Annotated in this window: 14 protein-coding genes, 1 pseudogene and 1 CRISPR repeat array; of the genes and pseudogenes, 3 read left to right on the top strand and 12 right to left on the bottom strand. The window is 44.4% G+C overall.

All coding sequences use genetic code 11. From position 1 onward, the window contains the following. Window positions 1-2: 2 nt before the first annotated feature. From hutU to nhaC, 6 genes are all read right to left on the bottom strand, one after another. Window positions 3-2,024 carry a urocanate hydratase gene (gene hutU / locus H2C83_RS09375; RefSeq protein WP_181740046.1) on the bottom strand — a complete coding sequence of 674 codons (2,022 nt, stop codon included), beginning with the start codon at window positions 2,022-2,024 and terminating at the stop codon, window positions 3-5. 560 nt (window positions 2,025-2,584) lie between these two features. Further along, window positions 2,585-3,238, bottom strand: a complete 654-nt coding sequence (locus H2C83_RS09370) for a cyclodeaminase/cyclohydrolase family protein (protein WP_181740044.1) — start codon at window positions 3,236-3,238, stop codon at window positions 2,585-2,587. Between the two features lie 36 nt (window positions 3,239-3,274). Further along, window positions 3,275-4,174, bottom strand: a complete 900-nt coding sequence (ftcD, locus tag H2C83_RS09365; RefSeq protein WP_181740041.1) for a glutamate formimidoyltransferase — start codon at window positions 4,172-4,174, stop codon at window positions 3,275-3,277. 610 nt (window positions 4,175-4,784) lie between these two features. Continuing rightward, on the bottom strand, window positions 4,785-5,219 hold the full coding sequence (gene hutP / locus H2C83_RS09360) for a histidine utilization transcription antiterminator HutP (protein ID WP_281364133.1): 435 nt from the start codon (window positions 5,217-5,219) through the stop codon (window positions 4,785-4,787). A 165-nt stretch (window positions 5,220-5,384) separates the two neighbouring features. Next, window positions 5,385-6,917, bottom strand: coding sequence for a histidine ammonia-lyase (gene hutH / locus H2C83_RS09355; RefSeq protein ID WP_220184093.1), 1,533 nt, complete (start codon window positions 6,915-6,917; stop codon window positions 5,385-5,387). Window positions 6,918-7,024: 107 nt separating this feature from the next. Then, entirely contained in the window at window positions 7,025-8,410 is a 1,386-nt protein-coding gene (nhaC, locus tag H2C83_RS09350) for a Na+/H+ antiporter NhaC (protein ID WP_181740035.1), read from the bottom strand. A gap of 1,263 nt (window positions 8,411-9,673) precedes the next feature. Between nhaC and H2C83_RS09340 the strand changes: the two genes are divergently transcribed. From H2C83_RS09340 to H2C83_RS09330, 3 genes and pseudogenes are all read left to right on the top strand, one after another. Then, window positions 9,674-10,204: an endonuclease domain-containing protein gene (locus H2C83_RS09340; RefSeq protein WP_181740031.1), complete on the top strand. Its 531-nt coding sequence runs from the start codon at window positions 9,674-9,676 to the stop codon at window positions 10,202-10,204. 253 nt (window positions 10,205-10,457) lie between these two features. Next, window positions 10,458-10,637: pseudogene (locus H2C83_RS18575) on the top strand (amidase domain-containing protein); the annotation flags it as partial. Next, window positions 10,634-10,912 carry a hypothetical protein gene (locus H2C83_RS09330; protein ID WP_181740029.1) on the top strand — a complete coding sequence of 93 codons (279 nt, stop codon included), beginning with the start codon at window positions 10,634-10,636 and terminating at the stop codon, window positions 10,910-10,912. The pseudogene H2C83_RS18575 and the gene H2C83_RS09330, both read left to right, overlap by 4 nt. A 481-nt stretch (window positions 10,913-11,393) precedes the next feature. Further along, window positions 11,394-11,700: direct repeats of the CRISPR family, unit length 30 nt; unit sequence GTTTTGATCGTACCTGTGAGGAATTGAAAC. A 398-nt stretch (window positions 11,701-12,098) separates the two neighbouring features. Here the strand turns inward: H2C83_RS09330 and H2C83_RS09325 are convergent. The 6 genes from H2C83_RS09325 to H2C83_RS18570 form a co-directional block, all read right to left on the bottom strand. Then, a complete protein-coding gene (locus H2C83_RS09325; protein ID WP_246333832.1) occupies window positions 12,099-12,779 on the bottom strand; it encodes an ATP-binding protein in 681 nt (226 codons plus the stop codon). Window positions 12,780-13,400: 621 nt separating this feature from the next. After that, window positions 13,401-13,625, bottom strand: coding sequence for a hypothetical protein (locus tag H2C83_RS09320; protein ID WP_181740027.1), 225 nt, complete (start codon window positions 13,623-13,625; stop codon window positions 13,401-13,403). A 319-nt stretch (window positions 13,626-13,944) separates the two neighbouring features. Next, window positions 13,945-14,289: an integrase core domain-containing protein gene (locus H2C83_RS09315; protein WP_181740025.1), complete on the bottom strand. Its 345-nt coding sequence runs from the start codon at window positions 14,287-14,289 to the stop codon at window positions 13,945-13,947. 3 nt (window positions 14,290-14,292) lie between these two features. Beyond that, entirely contained in the window at window positions 14,293-14,682 is a 390-nt protein-coding gene (locus tag H2C83_RS09310; protein WP_281364132.1) for an IS3 family transposase, read from the bottom strand. A 327-nt stretch (window positions 14,683-15,009) separates the two neighbouring features. Continuing rightward, complete coding sequence (locus H2C83_RS09305) at window positions 15,010-18,054, bottom strand: type III restriction-modification system endonuclease (protein ID WP_181740021.1); 3,045 nt, start codon at window positions 18,052-18,054, stop codon at window positions 15,010-15,012. Between the two features lie 14 nt (window positions 18,055-18,068). Continuing rightward, complete coding sequence (locus tag H2C83_RS18570; protein ID WP_376766357.1) at window positions 18,069-18,932, bottom strand: DNA methyltransferase; 864 nt, start codon at window positions 18,930-18,932, stop codon at window positions 18,069-18,071. Window positions 18,933-19,005 lie beyond the last annotated feature (73 nt).

Here is a 19,005-nt window from a genome sequence, read left to right as displayed (position 1 = left end):
GGTTAATTGTTTTTCTCTTTGCAAACTGCATCAATAAGGGAATCATCCACGACATATGGCAAAGTGATATGATCCTGTCCCTTCATTACATCGTTATATTCCGCGGCAGTCTTCATGGCTGGTTCATTGGTCGCCCAGGAACGGCGAGCCACACCACACATCACGTCCCAAGGCATTGCGCTCCTGATGATCTCATCCACACGTTCCGAGCCATCCAGCACCAAGCCGTAGCCGCCGTTAATCGACTTGCCGACGCCGACGCCGCCACCGTTGTGCAACGCTACATAACTCATGCCACGTGCTGCATTGCCGGCGTAGACTGCCGTCGCCATGTCGGCCGTGATATTCGAGCCATCGTAGATGTTCGATGTTTCGCGGAAGGGAGAATCCGTGCCGCCGCAATCATGATGATCTCTTCCCAGCATAACTGGTCCAATTTCACCATTTTTAACCATCTCATTGAACTTCAGTGCGATATTCATGCGACCGAAGGCATCCTGGTACAGAATACGCGCCTTCGTTCCGATAACCAGCCTGTTCTTTTCCGCATCGCGAATCCAGTTATAGTTGTCGCGATCCTGATAGCGGCGGTTCGGATCAATGCAGCTCATCGCCGCCTCATCCGTCTTTCGGAGGTCCTCGTCCTTGCCGCTCAGACAGACCCAACGGAACGGCCCGTAGCCATAGTCAAACAACAGTGGTCCCATGATGTCCTCGACGTAGGAAGGCCAAATGAATCCATCCTTGTCATCGACGCCATTGCGGCAGATTTCCTTGACGCCGGCATCGTAAACGGCCTTCATGAAGCTGTTTCCGTAATCAAAGAAGTAGGTGCCGCGCTCGACCAGCGTCTTGATCGCTTTGAAGTGAACTTTCAGCGACTCGTCCACGCGACGGCGGAACTCCTCCGGATTCTTTCCGAGCATCTCCGTACGCTCCTCGAAGCTCAACCCCTGCGGGCAGTATCCGCCGGTATAAGGTTCGTGGCAGGAGGTCTGATCGCTCAGAAGATCGATGTGGATATTGTTTTTGACGGCATACTGAAGCAGATCAACTACATTTCCATGGTATGCAATCGCAGATGCTCGTCCTTCTTCTTTATTTTCAGAGGCCAGATCAAATGCTTCGGCCGGACTCTTTACAACATCAGTAATCCATCCCTGTTCCCAACGTGTATTGATTCTTGACGCATCTACTTCGGCAATGATACTTGTACCGCCAGCTATCACACAAGCTTTCCCTTGTGCTCCGCTCATTCCACCGAGTCCGGAACTTACAAACAGATATCCCTTTAAATTGCCCTCATTTGGAATACCCAGTTTCAGACGACCGGCGTTCAACAATGTATTGTATGTCCCGTGCACGATGCCCTGTGGTCCAATGTACATCCAACCGCCAGCCGTCATCTGACCATAGCTTGTAACACCAATCGCGCGCGCACGGTTGAAATCTTCCATGCTGTCAAATTCGCCGATCATGAGACCATTGGTAATTATCACACGGGGTGCATCCGGCTTGCTGTGGAACAAGCCCAACGGGTGCCCTGACAGAACGACGAGCGTCTGATCCTGGGTAATCACTTCCAGGTACTTTTTAATAAGCCGATACTGCATCCAATTCTGACAGACCGAACCAGTCTCTCCATAGGTAACCAGCTCATATGGATACAGCGCAACATCAAAATTCAGATTATTATCAATCATAACCTGAATAGCTTTACCCTCAACACAGTTTCCCTTGTATTCTTCAATCGGTTTTCCGCAGATATTGCCTTCCGGACGGAAACGATAACCATAGATTTTTCCATACGTCATCAATTCTTCATAAAATTCTTTTGCCATTTCCTCATGGAATTGCTCAGGAATATACCGTAGTGCATTCCTGATCGCCAGGCGAATGTCCGATTGATTTAAATTCGCCTGGCGTTTTGGTGCTCTGCGAATTCCCTTGACAAATTCCGGATACTTTGGAAGCACGGGATCCAGTTTGACCGTCATGGCCTTTTCTGCAATTCGATTATTCATTGAATAAATACCTCCAATAATCTATTCAGAAGCTGTACACACTTCTGTACGCAATTCATCGCCATCCTTCGATGAGCTTTCAATACCTTTAAGCAGGTTACAAATCTATTTTGCAGCCTTCTATCAAGCCAGTCTCCCAAAAAACACGTATCCGCAAAAAAGACTTCTTTACTCTGTAGTACGGCCATATAAAACCGTCAAATCTTGTTGTAAATTTGTCAAAACGCAGACTAAAACCACTCTTTTCAAATGGTACAAAGTTGAGATGGGGCAGGATTCCACCAGGAGGTTTAGTACTGAAGTCCGTGATCGCTGTCTTCGCGGCATTTACTGCTCTTCAAGTCCTTCTGTCATGATCTTTGCAGATTCTTAAGAGATATCCATTATTAGTGCATAGCCTTATTGAATGACATGTGACCCCTGCTCATCTGTGAACTTCCACCTGATATGATGTAAGCGCTGACACAAAAACTCTTGTGATCGCAAGCCGGATGCTGGCCCCCCGGCCATTCGTTTACGACTGAATCCTTTGGAGTATAGAGCTTGTAAATCACTCCGTTTCAGTTTAGTTTTTCAGCAACCTGGTGGTTCAGTTCCGCTTCGATATCCAAGTATACTTTTGTTACTGTTCCGCTGACCTTTTCAAGTATCGAACTTCCCTTGTCATAGTACTCCTTCAACAACCGGCGATCCTTCAAACTGCCAAGGTTAATCAGAACATTAAGCCAGGCACCCTTGACAGCCGCATTCAACATAAGCGCTGCTACACCCAGATCGCTGGCACAGTTTGAATTTGTGTGCCCAACGGACTGCTCCACAAGAGAACAAACCTTGACACAGAGTTCCATCATCTCCATCGGTGTCTCAATACAAGTGACCAGACCTTCCTGAATCGCTGCACTGCGTGCCTTCTTTTCTTCGTCTGTCTCCTTCGGGAACGAAAACGCTGATGACAGCTTGTTGTAGGCTTTGGTATCGCGATCCATCACATCGACAAACTGTTCGCGAATTTCATTGGCCTCTTTGCAGAGTTTTTCCACAAGTTCCTGATCCTTGGCATACTTTTTTTTCCCCTTCGTCAGCTCATTGACCATCGCTGTCAAAGCAGAGGACAGTGCACCTGACAGGGCGGCGATTGAACCACCGCCTGGTGCTGGTTCTTTGGATGCTGTAATATCGACAAAGTCCGTTATGGTATGTTCCTTCAAAAGCATACAATCACCCCTTTTTTACGATGCACATTCTGAATTTTAAATAAGATGGTTTTCGAGAACTTGCTTGCTGTAGTCAAAATTCTCGATCCTGAGATAGTATTCTGCTGCATCTATGAGAGCCTTTGCCGGTGTCAGGCCAATGATTTCAGATCCGACAATGGGAACACCATAACGCTTTGCCTCGAAACGAATTGTTTCAAATGCGCGATACAGCGGAGTATCCTCGTAGTCTACCATGTTCATGGAAACCTGAACGACGCCTCTTTCCTCCATCTTGACACCAATTCCCTTACAAGAGCGAAATCCGCCGTTGGATGCACGTACAATCCGAGCAATCTTGTTGGCAATTTCAAGATTGTCCGTCCCCAGAATCACATTAAAAGCAACAAGTGGTTTCCGTGCGCCGATTGCGACGATCCCTGCGGTCGGATGGATCTTTCTCCCCCCGTAATCGGGTGCCCACTCATCCTGCAGGAGTTTCTCCGGCATTCCTTCAAACTGCCCCTTACGCACTTTGGCAAGATTTCGGCGTTTCGGGCTTGTAGCAGAGTCTCCATAAAGGAAGGAAGGAATCTTCAACTCATCCCATATTCGCCGCGCAACACGCTTCGACAGTTCGACACACTCGTCAATCGTCATATTTTTCACTGGAACAAATGGCATGACGTCTGTCGCTCCCATGCGCGGATGCGAACCCTGATGCTTGGTCATGTCAATGTTTTCCATCGCACACCTGCAAAGCTGAACCGCGGCTTCTTCTGCTCCTTCCGGAGAACCAACCATCGTAAAGACAGAGCGATTGTGATCTCGATCCCACTCGGCATCCAACAACTTAATTCCAGGAATATTCTTTGCTGTGTCAACAAGCTTCTGAATTACCTCCTGATCTCTTCCTTCACTGAAATTCGGAACAAATTCCACCAACTTGCTTTCCATTTTTCTACACCTCCTGAAAATTTCCAGCGCTGTCTGATGCACATCAAACAATGGTTACATTCCAGCAGAATCAATCGATTTCCCAGGATTTGACCTTTTACACTTCTTTTTTCTGCTAACTGTTGAAAATTCAAGAACAACTTTTCATTTTGTTTCCTCTTTGATAATTTTTGCTTGCTGATACTATGTCAAAAATCTGGAAAAAGAAATCGGGCTGCTGATGATCCGCTCAAATTGATCAGGAAGAAATCTCCTGATGCTGGATGAAACCGTTTTCTTAAATAGAACTGATTCGCCTGCTTTGCGTGTGGAAAAAGGGAAAAGACGGACCGGATTCTGCATGAGAATTCCGCGAAATGATTCAATGACTGACTAACTCCTGCCAACTGATTATTTAAACAAGGATGTAATAACTTCACTGATCTGAATTTACTTTTCACACCTGAAATCTTCATTTCAGATCAAATCACCTTTACCTTGATGTTGATAATGCAAAAATCGTTGTAGACGTCACACAACCATCTTATGGAAAACACATAAGCCTGAACGAAGCGGAAAATAGCAAAAGCAATCAGCACTATTAAAACAGGACCTGCAATCGCTTTCAGTATTATATATGGCTTATTCCCAGACCCATCACTTCGTGTTCGTGCCCCTTCTTCGGGGCACCGATGGTACCGTACAAGCCGACGGCGATCCAGTTTTCTTCGCTTACAGACCTTTCGTCCTTAAGACCTATCACTATGGAAAAGGTCAGGCCCACAGTCCGGTTGTAGTCTCCCAGTCCGATATCTCCGCGGCAGATCCCCCTGAGGGCTTCCAGAACAGCATGATAGAGAGCGTGTTCCTGCCTGTAGCTTCCATCCAGCATCCCTTCGCGAATGCCCGCGGTTTCAATGGACGATATTACCTTTTCAGCTTTCATGGAGCCAACCCGTCCCTTGCATAACAAATACCCGTTTTTCCTGGCTCTGGAAAAAAGCGCCTCTTCCTCTTCATCATTTGAAATAGCCAGCATTATCGCAGTCTTTCCTATTTTACACAAAAGCACCCCTCCCGGTGGTAAACTCGTTTCAGTAAAACTGAAACATCGGGTAATCAGCCAGAAGCTCTGCTTCACCTGATTGGCAAGTTCCACCTTCGCCAACGCTTTGAGGTGGAAGTTGGAATAAAATCCCTCCATACTCATTGTAATATAAAATATTATTCTTTATAAATTACCTATAACTTTTTCCACAGTTTCTGCCAGAGTTCCATCCTTAATCATGTCATATATATTTTTGATGTCTCTATACAAGATCCTGTCGTCATTCAGTGTTTTCACCCTGGAGCGGATCAAGTCGTAAGCAATACGCGTACCCTTGCCAAGTTTCTTTCCTTCTCTCATGTCAAGGCTCTGGGCAGCACACATCAGTTCAATAGCAAGTACGTTGCGTACGTTGTCTACTATTTCCATGGCCTGCCTGGATGCAATGGTACCCATACTTACATGGTCTTCCTGATTGGCGGAAGACGGGATGGAGTCCACACTGGCCGGGTGGCTGATACTCTTGTTTTCAGAAACCAGCGCAGCAGCAACATACTGCGTAATCATCATTCCCGAGTTAAGGCCGCCCTTTTTGATCAAAAAAGCGGGAAGACCGTTGCTAAGCTGGGGATTAACCATTCTTTCTATACGTCTTTCAGAAATGCTTGCCAACTCGGATACTGCAATTTTCAGGTAATCCAGATTAATTGCAATAGGCTGACCGTGGAAATTTCCACCGGAAATTATTTCTTCCTCTTCCGGGAAAATCAGCGGATTATCTGTTACGGAGTTAACCTCCGTTTTCACAATCGCCTTGACATGCTTTACCGCATCCCTGGAAGCACCGTGAACCTGAGGAACGCAGCGAAGTGAATAAGCATCCTGAACCCTTGCTTCACCCTGTCTGGTTAAATACTCACTTCCTTGTATGAGCCTCAGTATATTTTTGGCAACGGCAATTTGTCCCTTATGGGGTCTTGCCTCATGGATCTTGTGATTATAAGCAGAGGTAATCCCTTTTAAAGCTTCCAGAGTCAGCGCTGCGGAAATATCTCCCGTTTTGACAAGTATTTCGGCATCATGAACCGCAAGAGCGGCAATAGCGGTCATTACCGGGGTGCCGTTGATGAGTGCCAGACCTTCCTTTTCCTGAAGTTGTACGGGTTCTATTTTCGCTTTTTCAAGTGCCTTTTCGCCTGCCATCCTCGTTCCCTTATAGACTGCTTCCCCCTTTCCGATCAATACCAGGGCCATATGCGCAAGGGGAACCAGATCTCCGCTGGCCCCGAGGGATCCCTTGCAGGGGATTACAGGGTGAACTTCTTTGTTTAAAAGTTCCAGGAGCTTTTCGACTATTAAGACACGTACTCCCGAATAACCCCTGGAAAGGGTATTCGCCCTCAGGAGAATTACGGCCCTGACAATTTCTTCGGGCAAAGCTTCTCCGACTCCGGTGGAATGGCTCATGATCAGGTTTTCCTGGAGCACCCTGGTTTCCTCACTGGAAACAAGCACATTGCTGAATTTGCCAAACCCGGTGGTAACTCCGTAAACCACCTTACTCTCTTTTATGGCACGGTCAACAAGTTCCCGCGACTTCCTGATTCTTTCCACCACTCCGGGGGCGAGGCGCACTTTCTTGTGTCCCCTGGCTACCTTAATTATATCTTCAATTTCCAGAGAACCATTGATTATCACTTCAGACATTGACACCATCTCCCTTTCGAAAAAATAAAAGGGACATATATATTCCAAAGAAAGAATATATTGCCCCTGACACCTGGCATCTGATGGCAAAAATCTATATTATTTTTTGAAATTGATTATTCTTCATTCATTTTTGCTACTGCTATTCCAGCAAATCCAAAGAAAATAGAGATAATCGGCACCAAATAATTCAGGAATGCAAATTTGGCATATGCCAGCGTTGGAACACCAAGTGTTACTGCCATATATGCGCCACAGGCAGTCCAGGGGATCAACGCTGCGGTCAATGTTCCCGCATCCTCGAGGATCCTGGAACGGGTCTTGGGATGGATTCCCTTCTTCTCATATGCGCTTTTGTACATCCTGCCGGGAATGATTATTCCCAGAAACTGGTCCCCGAGAAGTGCGTTTGAAAGGATACACGCTACTACATTGCTTGCAATAAGGCTTCCCACTCTCTGCACAACGCTCAATACTTTTTGAATAATTACCTCAAGGGCATTGATCTTTTCCAGTATTCCTCCGTAGGAAAGTGCAATGATAATCAGGGAAATCGTCCACATCATACTGTCAAGCCCGCCCCGGGCAAGAAGGTTGTCAACTATTTCCAAACCCGTATCTGCTTTATATCCATAATGCATTGCATCCAGTATTTCCGCTATGGAAGCTCCCTGAAAGATCAGAGCAAAAAGTGCTCCCAGCAAAGCTCCACCAAATAACGTAGGCAGTGGAGGCTTTTTCATTGCTGCCATGATAATAATATAAAGTGCGGGGATCAGTAAGATAACATTAATTTCAAAGTTACTGTTCAATGCATTCAGAATTCCATTAATTTGAGTGGAATCGAGTGTACCTGAGCCGTACCTGAATCCCAGAAACAGGTACAACACCAGTGCTATAATAAAGCCCGGAATTGTGGTCCATAACATATGCCTTATATGGTCGAAAAGATCACTGCCGGTCATGGCAGGAGCCAGAGTTGTTGTATCGGATAAGGGAGACATCTTGTCTCCAAAATATGCTCCGGAAATAATCGCACCTGCTACCATGGGCAGGGGAAGTCCCAATCCATGCCCGATACCGATCAAGGCAATACCTATAGTACCTGCAGTGGTCCAGGAACTGCCGGTAGCCAGGGATACGATACTGCAAATAATACATGCCGTAAAGAGAAAATAAACAGGTGACAATATCTGCAGTCCATAATAGATCAGCGCGGGAACGGTTCCTGCCAGAATCCAGCTTCCTATGATAATACCTACGAGTGAAAGAATGAGAATCGGAACGATGGCATGGTTAATCCCTTTTACGATTCCATCCTGCATTTCCTTCCAGCTGTATCCACATTTCATGCCAACCACGGCAGCGATAACGGTTCCCAGAAGCAGTGGTATATGTGCGTCCAGATCTGCAAAAATAATTCCCCAGAACAACAGTAAAGCAGTACCCAAAACCGGAATCAATGCCAATCCAAAAGTCATTTTGCCTCGTTTTTCCCTCATTTTTTTCCTCCTTATCCCTGGCTACATTTATTCCGGTACTCTTCCCGACTGATTAACATCAAGAGCTTTGGTACTCCCTTTCCTTTTAGACAAAAAGACCTGCAATTGCTGCCTTGCCAGGGTACGGCTGCTTTACCGTACCGATCCGGTATTCTGAATCCGGACTACGGGCACCATATCCCTTTCTGACTCATGAAGAATATCACTTCCAGAGCAGGAACTGCCTGCTGAAATTCTCTGCAATTTTCTCTAATCATGAGAAAATATTCTTATCTTTCCAACGTCTCTCCATAACGGTTTCCTTTAGAAGAAACATGGGTACTTCCCTTGAAACAAAATGTTTTCTTTAACTTCCTAATATGGGCAGTCAGGAGTTTTCATTCGGCTGCCTCGTATGTCCCTTTTCTTCCTCTGTTATCCTATGACACTCATTTCGTACCTGTCATCGGGCTAAGGCGCAAAGAGCATTTCCACAGAATTCACCCCCTTTTATCTTTAGTCGAAAATGCATTCCGTTGAAATGGTGGTTGCACACAACCTGTTCTGCAGATGACTTTCGTTATGCGAAACAGCCCTTGGCTCCAAAGGCAAATCAAGCACAATAACTGCTTTAATTGCCCACAAAATCAGCTTGACAACCACTTCCTGTATTTTCAAAAAATAACCGGTTAAAAAATATAAAAGGGGTCCCTTCAATAAGGTAACCCCTTAACATCTAATACCTTTTTGGGTATCAATATGAAATTTATTAAAGTGGTAATGTAACAAGAATACGATTACAATCCTCTTACTATTTACTAATGACAGTATACTATATAGTTTTGAAAGGTACAATGTTTTTTCCAAAGCAGGCTTAGGAAAACTGATATGATCTCCAGCCAAAGTTGATGAAAATGACCTCTCCGCCCCCCCGGCGCAGCCAGAATCCATTATCACAAAGATGAAGCCTTTAATTTACACTTTAGAAAACGCTTTTTTCCAACCAAGCACTCTGGTCATTTCACCTGATTTCAAATTTGCCTTTTATTTCCGAACGCTGCAAACAGTCACTCCAAAACATTCGATCCGATCCAGACTACGGTACCGGGATAGGATCGCTTCCTCGATATGGCTGGCATAAATCCGGTCATCTGTGGTGATACATTTTTAAAGCATTACTGTAGCAAAAAATTAAAGTAGATAACAGCAACGAATAAAAAATTAGCAACCCTTTTCCTTCAAAATGATTTAGAATAAAATAAAAAACCAAAAAGGAGAAAGTTTATGCCCCCAATAAAGATCAAAATCATTCGAAAAATAAATTTTATCAAGGCTGTAGGTCACTACATTCGAATTTGGCGAAAAGAAAAGAAAATGCCCGACTGGCAGTTAGCCAAGGTAACTGATAAAAATTTTTATATTGAAAAAAAGCTGTACCTGGCTTTGAAGAATGCCGGATATAAGGTGAAAACCCATGTGATTTTTGGTTCATATGAGGTTGATTTGTATTTACCAAAGCATAAACTTGTAATTGAAGCCGATGGTTATACATTTCATAATTCACCAGAACAAAAAGAAAGAGATCGAATGAAAGAACAGATTCTTAAAAAAAAATATAAACTAAAGGTTAAACGATTTACCAGTAAACAAATCACTAAACGAACAGATTGGTGTGTTGAAAAAGTCGCAGAGTTGACAGGAAGACCTCGCCAAAGTATTTGGAAAAAGTTTGGTCAGCTTATAATAGATGTCGGAGATTTGGCTCTGACGGTTATAAAGGATCTTTTCCAAAAAGAAAGCCAGCACAAGAGATAATCTTCTTTCCTGGCTTTTTTCGATATATCTATCATAAAGGTGGAAAATAAAAAACCCCCAGCACTTTATAGATGTATATTGTTTATTTTAATCCCTGACCCAGGCATTGCTGGGGGCAATTAGTTGCCATTGTCGTCTCCGGTTACTGCCAGACTTATGCTGATCCGGCGGGCGGCACCTTTGATGTCCCGCAAATTAGTGAAGATTTTGCGAATTCCATCGTGTATGACCGGGAGGCAGCGATCGTGGAGGAGATTGTGCCAACTTTGTCTCCCAACAGCTTCACGCGGGCGGACTCAAAATGAATGACGACTGGTATTATGAAAAAGGCAAATTTATCCGCCATATCCCCTTCTCAACAGGCTCATCAAGTATTTCTCCCCAAAGTGGGCCGTTGCTAATGAAACAGTACCGCTACTTTTCTAATAAATGACTATCCTTTCATTAATCTTATTAATTGGTGCTTTTACTGTCTTTTATCAGTCTTCAATAAGCGGTGCTATGGAAGTTGAATTAACAAATGTTAAAGTACACCCTTTAAAAGAATTTGCCGAAACTAAAGACTCCCTTAATTTTTATACTCTAAGTGAAACAGAGAAAGAAGAGATTATGAATCATCTCGACAATTACAAAAGGGTTCGCTATACCTTTGAAATCAGGAATAATTCCCGACTTGCTTACAGTGTCCACCACCGGGTTCAACCGTAATACAAACGAATTATAATCTACATGTTTAAAAGCCTCACCAAGTCTGTTCACTTTACCCACTCCCTGCGACAACAAAATATAGCGAAATTTAAAACAAATTTTGCGATTTATTATCCATATTCGTAAAAGATTAGAGCTTTACTTTACTTAAACCGGATTCTCATCATTGAAAAGGTGTGCCCGATCATCTGACTTTGGATAGCCTTGCAATTATCCGATGTTAAGCTATATTCTTTCAGAAACTGAATCATTGTTTGCGGTAAGTAATTTCTGATCAACTATTTTTGATTCCAGTATACCAAGAAAGTCGTCGACCTCCAGTAGAGGAGTAAACCCGGGGGATCGACGACACTGAATATTCCGGCAAATGGTTTGAAAAGCCGCGTCATTACTGGATTTTTTATTTTTTAGTTCAAAAATTGGTTAGTCAAGAGGAAAATAGGATCATTTGTAGAATGGCTTAATAGCAATACTTTTTGGGGTTTTGATCGTACCTGTGAGGAATTGAAACATTTTTGACATACCGGCAGGCTACGAGCTACAAGTTAGAGTTTTGATCGTACCTGTGAGGAATTGAAACTATCGTCATCAATAACGACATATTCGTCTGCGATTTTTTCGAAGGTTTTGATCGTACCTGTGAGGAATTGAAACAAAGGATTGGTCAGCGAGCGTACACGATTGGCTCAACTGTTTTGATCGTACCTGTGAGGAATTGAAACTGGCCGGATCACGGACGCAATCAACGGGTGCAAAGAGTTTTGATCGTACCTGTGAGGAATTGAAACAATCCGGAGGAAATACCGCGAAATGCGCACCTTTGAATTTTGATCGTACCTGTGAGCATTCCTGTAATGAAATAAAAGAGGATTTGAAAAAGAAAAGTACCTCCTGCTAACATACAGGCGTCCCACTGGCCAGTGAACCCTTAAATAGCAAGGAGGTACTTTTTAAGATGAAGTACGGAGCAAAATCGTAAAATTGAGGCAAATTAATTGCAGGTGCAGATATTGCAAAATACAATCATATTGCAAGAGCAGTAGATTTACGGGCAATAAATTAGGGAAGGCAATTACATTTAGTCAATCTCAATCAGGATTTTTACATGAACAACAAAACTCCGCTCATAAAGACACGGAGCTTTTTACATACCTATTAAACTATGTAGAAAATATTGTGTGTCCCCCTATTCCCAAAACTTCCGGTCCAGACTGCGATACTGGATCGCTTCGGCGATATGGCCGGCCTGAATCCGGTCTTCCCCGGCGAGGTCGGCAATGGTGCGGGCCACCTTTAGAATGCGGTCATGGGCACGGGCGCTCAAGCCAAGCAGTTCGAAAGCCTGCTTCATCATCTGGCGCGATTCCTTGTCCAGGATGCAATATTTGCGAATATCGGCTGTGCTCATCATGCTGTTGGTCAGGTTTTCTTTCCCTTCGTAACGCTCGCGCTGCCTCTTTCGTGCCTGGTTGACGCGCTGGCGAATGGTTGCAGACGATTCACCGGTTTTTCCTTCACTCAAGGTCTTGAAATCTACTTTCGGCACCTCGATATGGATATCGATCCGATCCAGCAAGGGACCAGAGATCCTGGATCGGTACCGCTGCACCTGATGTGGTGTACAGGTACAACTGCGGTCCTCTTCATAACCAAAAAAACCGCACGGGCACGGATTCATTGAAGTGACCAGCATAAACTCGGCCGGATAGGTATAGACCGCCCTGGCCCGTCCCAATGTTACTTTTCCATCTTCCAACGGCTGCCGGAGCACCTCCAGCACGATCTTTGAAAATTCCGGCAGTTCATCCAGGAAAAGAACTCCCCGATGAGATAGGCTGATCTCACTTAGTATTATGAAACGACACAAAGAACAACAGCCGTCTAAAAAGCCGAACCACTTTTGCTGCAAGTCCGACTCTTTCCTATACCTTTTTCCAAAATCAATTCTCAATCCCACCTCGATGAAACGACTTATTTGATTAAGTAAAATACTTCTGGCTTTAAGTGAAACCGACTAGCAAGAATATGGACACTTTGAATCGATACTTGAACATATTAAAAAGCAGCCCAAAAACCTAATGGGCTGCTTTCTTTTTATGTGAATTGCACTAATTTGAATCCCTCGGAGAGATTCGCTGATTAATTCTCGGGGTGATTATGAAGCTCTAATTTAGATACGTGTCTGTGTACGGGGTTTCGATTCAATTCGAACAATCTGATTTTTATCAAATTCTATCTCATAATCACAATAGCGGGATTGTACTAAATGTGTACAATTTCCCGTTTCGTGATCTGTAATTGCTCCCCTATAACAATAAACTAGCTTTGGATTCCTCTCTAAAGTGATCTACAACAATATTTAGAATAGCTTCGGGATTAATAGTTCCTGCAAAATATTTTGTAGGATGATCTTCTTTTAACTTATCATATATTGTGTTACTCAATAAATTCAACGATATGTTGCTGATCGCTTCGGATGCTGGCTTAACTAAAAAGTTATGAATTCCATAAAGTTACCAGCACAATGTTCAAATGATACGCTTTCTTTATAGATTATATTCAACTCGTATCCATTAGCTTGTGCAATTTCTTGTATTTTCTCTACTAGAACTGGCCCATTGAATTCCAGTGAAAGATAAAAGCCCTCGATGTTTGAGTACGTTTGTTCTTCTTCATTGAAATATTGCAATCCCTGGTCACGTTCTTCAACCAATCAACAATATAGTTAAATGGCTCCTTATTTTCAGAGTTGGTATGTAGATATATATTCAAGTTCGATCGATTTCCGGAGTTACGAAACTCCAAAGTCATTCCATCTCCTTTCGTTTTTAAAATAAGTTCCTTTAACGAGGAAACGTCATCTTCCGATAGATCAAAAAATAATCACCAGAAAAAATATGCTTATCTTGGGTCATATCTTCTGGTAATTCTGCGAACCAATTAAAAATCGTATAGTAAACATCTAAATGGACGAATTTCATATTTTTCCTCCTTATGTTTCCCTCTTAATGAACCCCAAAAGTCCAGACATTTTAAGCCGCATTTGAGGTAAAACTTTGACGGAACTCCTTTGGAGACAGATACCCCAACGCAGAGTGTGGCCGTTCTGCATTGTAGAACCGGATGTAGCGGTCGATGTCTTTTTTGGCTTCTAGGAAGGTGGTGTATTCCTGGAGCCATACGGTTTCCTCTTTCAGAGTCCGGAACCAGCGCTCGATGTACGCATCGGCATCGGGGTTGTTGTAGCCTGTACGCTCTTGCTTGATTCCGGCGTCTTGTAAAGCTTTGACATAACGGCGGCTGGTCATTTGGCATCCATTGTCACTGCGGATCGTCAGGCCACAGCCTTTGACCCCATGAGGAAAACGGTTTTCCAACGCCTAGTTTAGCTCATTGGTTCTGCAGAACCGTGAGAAGGAATAGCCTACGATTTCTTTGTCATAAGCGTCGATGGCGGCAAACAGGTAACCCCAGCCATCACTCCCACACCAAATCTTCGTCATGTCGACTTGAAAATGCTGATTAGAGCCGGTGACCGGGATCCGACCCGATTGCTTTTTTCTACTCGCCGTTCCTCCTTTGGAACGGGTTAACAACCCCAACTCTTTCATGATGCGGTACACGCGCTTGTGGTTGACACGAAGCTGATGCCGCTTGTACCGCCAAACCCGGATTCGGCGGTACCCCATTGGTCGGAAACTCTCCGCAAAGCTCTTGGATCTTTTGACGATGCGCCGCTTCGTCCGAACGTTCACGCTTTTTAGGTTCATACTCTTTGAACAAAGCGTATCCATACGTCCGGTTGATACAAAGGTCAGTCGTAATTTATGGAACCGAATACCCTTCGCTGTGCAGGATCCGTACTAAATCCCTCATTTTTACCTTCGGCCCCAATTTGTCTTTTTCCGGAGAATCTCAATTTGAATCATATTGGCCCCCGGTACCATTCCAGCTAATACAATCTCCATTTTTTGTTCAGCAGTCCATTTTCTCCGTCCCATAAAAAACGACCCCTTTCTTGCTTCCTTCATTAAACTCTATTTTTCGTCTGGAAGCGTAAGGGGTCATTATAGTAGCAGCTTTTTCAACCATTACAGTTATGCCTTTACAATCTCAAGCAATTTGTCGTAGCTGTTTACAACATCATATTTCAACTTCCCGGTATTCAATTTAGCAAAATGTTTACGGGCACATTCGATTTTTGCCTTCTCTACTTCGCGCAATTCCAGCGATTCCATAGAACCTTTCGTTTCGGCGATAAAGTAGATATGTTTTACATCACCTTCCTTAAATACAATCGCCCAGTCGGGATTATAATTGCCGAGTGGAGTAGGAATAAAGAATCCTCGCGGCAGCTTTGCATAGACCCTTACTTCCTGACTGGTATCCAACTCTTCCGCAAAGGTGCGCTCGATTTTCGAGTCGGTCACGACATAATCGAAAATGTGCTTTTCCACCGGAACGGCGTTTTGTCCGAGTTGCCCTTTCAACGTATTTTGTGTGAATACTTCCGCTTCAAACTTTTCGTTGATTACATTGTAGGTGATGGACTCGATGATCGTCGTTGCCTTCTGCTCATTGATCAGCCGGGCTGCCCGGATAATGAACTCCTCCGGACTTTTTCTGAACAGCAGAAATGTGGATGGTTGGATTCCGGTTAAAATCTTTACAATCGTTTTCCGCGTCAGCCGCGTCTCGTCCATTAGCTTGCCAACCAGATCGTACTTGATCTTCGATGTTACAGTATGGTGAACAGATTCTGTATGCGTATCTCGGGTAACAAAAGCTTCACCCTGTTTCAACTGCTCCTTGGATTCGATTTTTTGCATTTCACCGTGTTTGATTGCGTATCGTACAGCCAGTACCTGCAAGTTATGATCCAGGGCATATATGCATTTCCGAACCAGCTCGTCTGAATCAAACTGAACTGTATACACGGTCTTTTTGTTGATCTGGTTCCACAGTTCCTGAAACTCTTTTTTGTAAAAGTTGTGATTCGGCTGCAATCGTTCGATGTTTTTGCTTCGTTCGTCCTCGGTCAAATCGGCCTTGCCGGCGACATAAATCGTCTTCACCAGCTCGATCAATGCTTCCTGATGATTTGCCAGTTCCTCGGGAACAACGACTTGTTGATTGTCAACAGCGGCAAAATAATCGTCCGTCAGCTCATCCTTGTCATCGACATATCCTTGTCGGATAAACGTTCGATGCAGCTTGTTGGCCAACGTCTCGTCAATGTGCAGCTTTTCGCCGCGAGCATTTGTAAGCAATTTGTCCAAAAAGAAACTGGTGTCAGCTTTCTTCGGTCGTTCGGACAACGTTTCGGCGATTTCGCTCTGCAGCTGCTTGGCAAACTGTTCGTATGATTCGCTGGCAATGACCGTAAGCACATTGATGTCATGGACATCAATACCAGGCACGCTCGAATCGATCCTGTCACCATTTTGTTTGACGCACAACCGCAGTCCCCGTCCGACTTCTTGCCGTTTCTTGATCGTCGAATCGCTGTGTTTCAATGTGCAAATCTGAAATACGTTCGGATTGTCCCAACCCTCTTTCAAGGCGGAGTGGGAGAAAATGAACCGCGTCGGTTCAGAAAAGCTGAGCAGCCGCTCCTTATCTCTCATGATAAGATCATACGCATCTACATCATCTGAATCGGTTTCTCTGCGGGACACTTTCGGATCAACAAGCCGGTTGCTTTTCTTGTCGATGGAGAAATACCCTTTATGCGTATCCTGCACCCGGATGCTGTTCAAGTACCGGACATACGGATCATCCGTAAACAGCGAAAGGTGTTCGTTCAACTGAGCGATGTATTCTTCCTCGAAAATGTCGGCATAGAAGCCGTTCTGCTCGTTACCATCTAAATCATATTGCCGGTACTTTGCTACTTCGTCGATGAAAAACAGCGACAGCACTTTGATGCCTTGATGGAACAGTGCCCTCTCTTTCTTGAAGTGGGACTTGATCGTTTCCCGAATTTGAATTCGCCGGAAATGCAGTTCGTTAACATCCCCCTGAACATCCCCGGCCTGCAGCGTCACCCCATTGGCGAATTCGATCCAGTTTTTCTGGCCGTTGATCTCGGATACCTTGTATCCTCTATACTGCTCCAGTTGGCCGGACAGTTGGTACAGATCGTCTCCTGTGCGGATCTTCTGTGTTTTCTTGGTCAATCCGGTTTTCGTCCGCACTTCAAACTCCAACCAGGCGACAGGAGCATGTTTGTTGCTTACATCGATGCCTTCCAGATACAAATAACTCTCCGTGCCGCTCGTCCCTTTGGCGGAAATGCCTTTCACGCTGATTTTTTTCACCAGCTTCATGTTATAGGCATCGAGCGCATCCAAACGATACACTTTATTGTAATCTTCCCGGTGGGTCGCCGAATACCGAAGGGTGAACAGCGGGTTGAACAGTTCCAAAGCTTTTTTCGTTTTCGGGCCTTCCACGGACTGCGGTTCATCAATGATTAAAATCGGATTCGTACTGGCGATCACATCAATCGGCTTGCGGGATTGAAAATCGTCCAGCTCCATATAGATTCGTCGGGCGTCTTTTCCCCTTGCAGCAAACGCCTGGGAGTTGATGATCATTACATTGATTCCGGCATCACTCGCAAACGTTTCGATCTGGTTCAGCTGTTTGGAGTTGTATACGAAATAACGGGCTTTTGTTCCGTATTCCGCCATGAAGTGATCCTCAGTCATCTGAAACGACTTGAAGACGCCTTCCCGGATGGCGATGGAAGGGACGACGACAATAAATTTACTCCAGCCATATGTATTGTACAGTTCAAACATTGTCCGGATGTACGTGTACGTCTTGCCTGTACCAGTTTCCATTTCCACTGTCAGATTGTATCTGCCTTCCAGTCGTTCGGATTGCTTTAACCCATTCCTTCGCTGTACGGCTTGGATGTTAGCCAAGATTTCATCATCAGTCAGTTTGATCGGGTTGTTCCTAAAGCTCACATCTGAAAACTTATTATATGATTCCAAATCCAATTGCTCATGCTTTAGTCTTCTTCCTTTATCAAAGGTAAATCGTGACTGTTCATTAGCTTGTCCTACAAAGCAGTTGACAATGCTTTTGACGGCATCCAACTGGAACTGCTGGTGCTTGAATTTAATCTTCATCTGTCCCACCTGCCTTACAATACCTGAATCTCCGTAGCCGGAGATAGCATTTTAAACAGTTCCTCGACATTGATCCGTGCGGAATCATCCTTAAAGGAGCTATCCCTGAACACCACGCGAAGCGGCTTGTCTTCCGCTATTTTTTTGATCACGGACTCGGGTATATCCTCGTCAAAACATGCGATCAGGGAATTGCCGGCAACATAATGGACGGTTTTCCCTTCGATTTGTTTCGTTTCCATGGGCAAGGAAACCAGCCCCAACTCAAGCATCACTTGGATGAGCAAATCTTCGTCGGTTCGGTCTTCTTTGATGTTGGAAGCGAGATCAAAAAGTTCTTCCTGGCCGAGCTTGTCTGGTGTATAGTAGACATCCTTCATGTTGGACGAATCGACACGGAATACGCGGAATCCGTAATCGATATCGGCACCGGTTTCCTCTTTAATTTTCTTCGCAGCACGGCGGATGCGTTCCTTACCAATCTCACAGATGTTTTTGTATCCTGCCTTGTATGCTTCCGATTTTTCATCCGTCGGTTCGGGAAGCTGGACCATGATGTATTGTCGATTTCCACCGTCTTCAGCATTGAGTTGCATGACTGCGTGAGCGGTCGTTGCGGAACCGGAAAAAAAGTCAAGGATAATATCGTCAGTTTTGGGTGACGAACTTAATACCAGAATTTTTTTCAGGAGCTTGGTTGATTTTGGGATATCAAAATATGATATTCCATCAAATAGTTTTTGTTGTTCCTTGGTTCCTTGTGTAGCTGTACCGCATTTTTCTCCATCGAACCATGTATTTTCAACTGACCCAAATCTACGTTTTTCATTATAAAATACTTTTAATTGAGGTCTACCTTCTCCAGTTTTTCCAAACACAATTCTATTATCTTTTAATAACTTCTTGAAATTCTCCTCATCAGTTCTCCAACACCTTCCTTTTGGCGGCCAG

Origin of the sequence: Thermoactinomyces mirandus, assembly GCF_013868055.1 — a bacterium.
Lineage (GTDB): Bacteria > Bacillota > Bacilli > Thermoactinomycetales > Thermoactinomycetaceae > Thermoactinomyces > Thermoactinomyces mirandus.
This window is presented reverse-complemented; position numbering and strand designations above follow the sequence as displayed.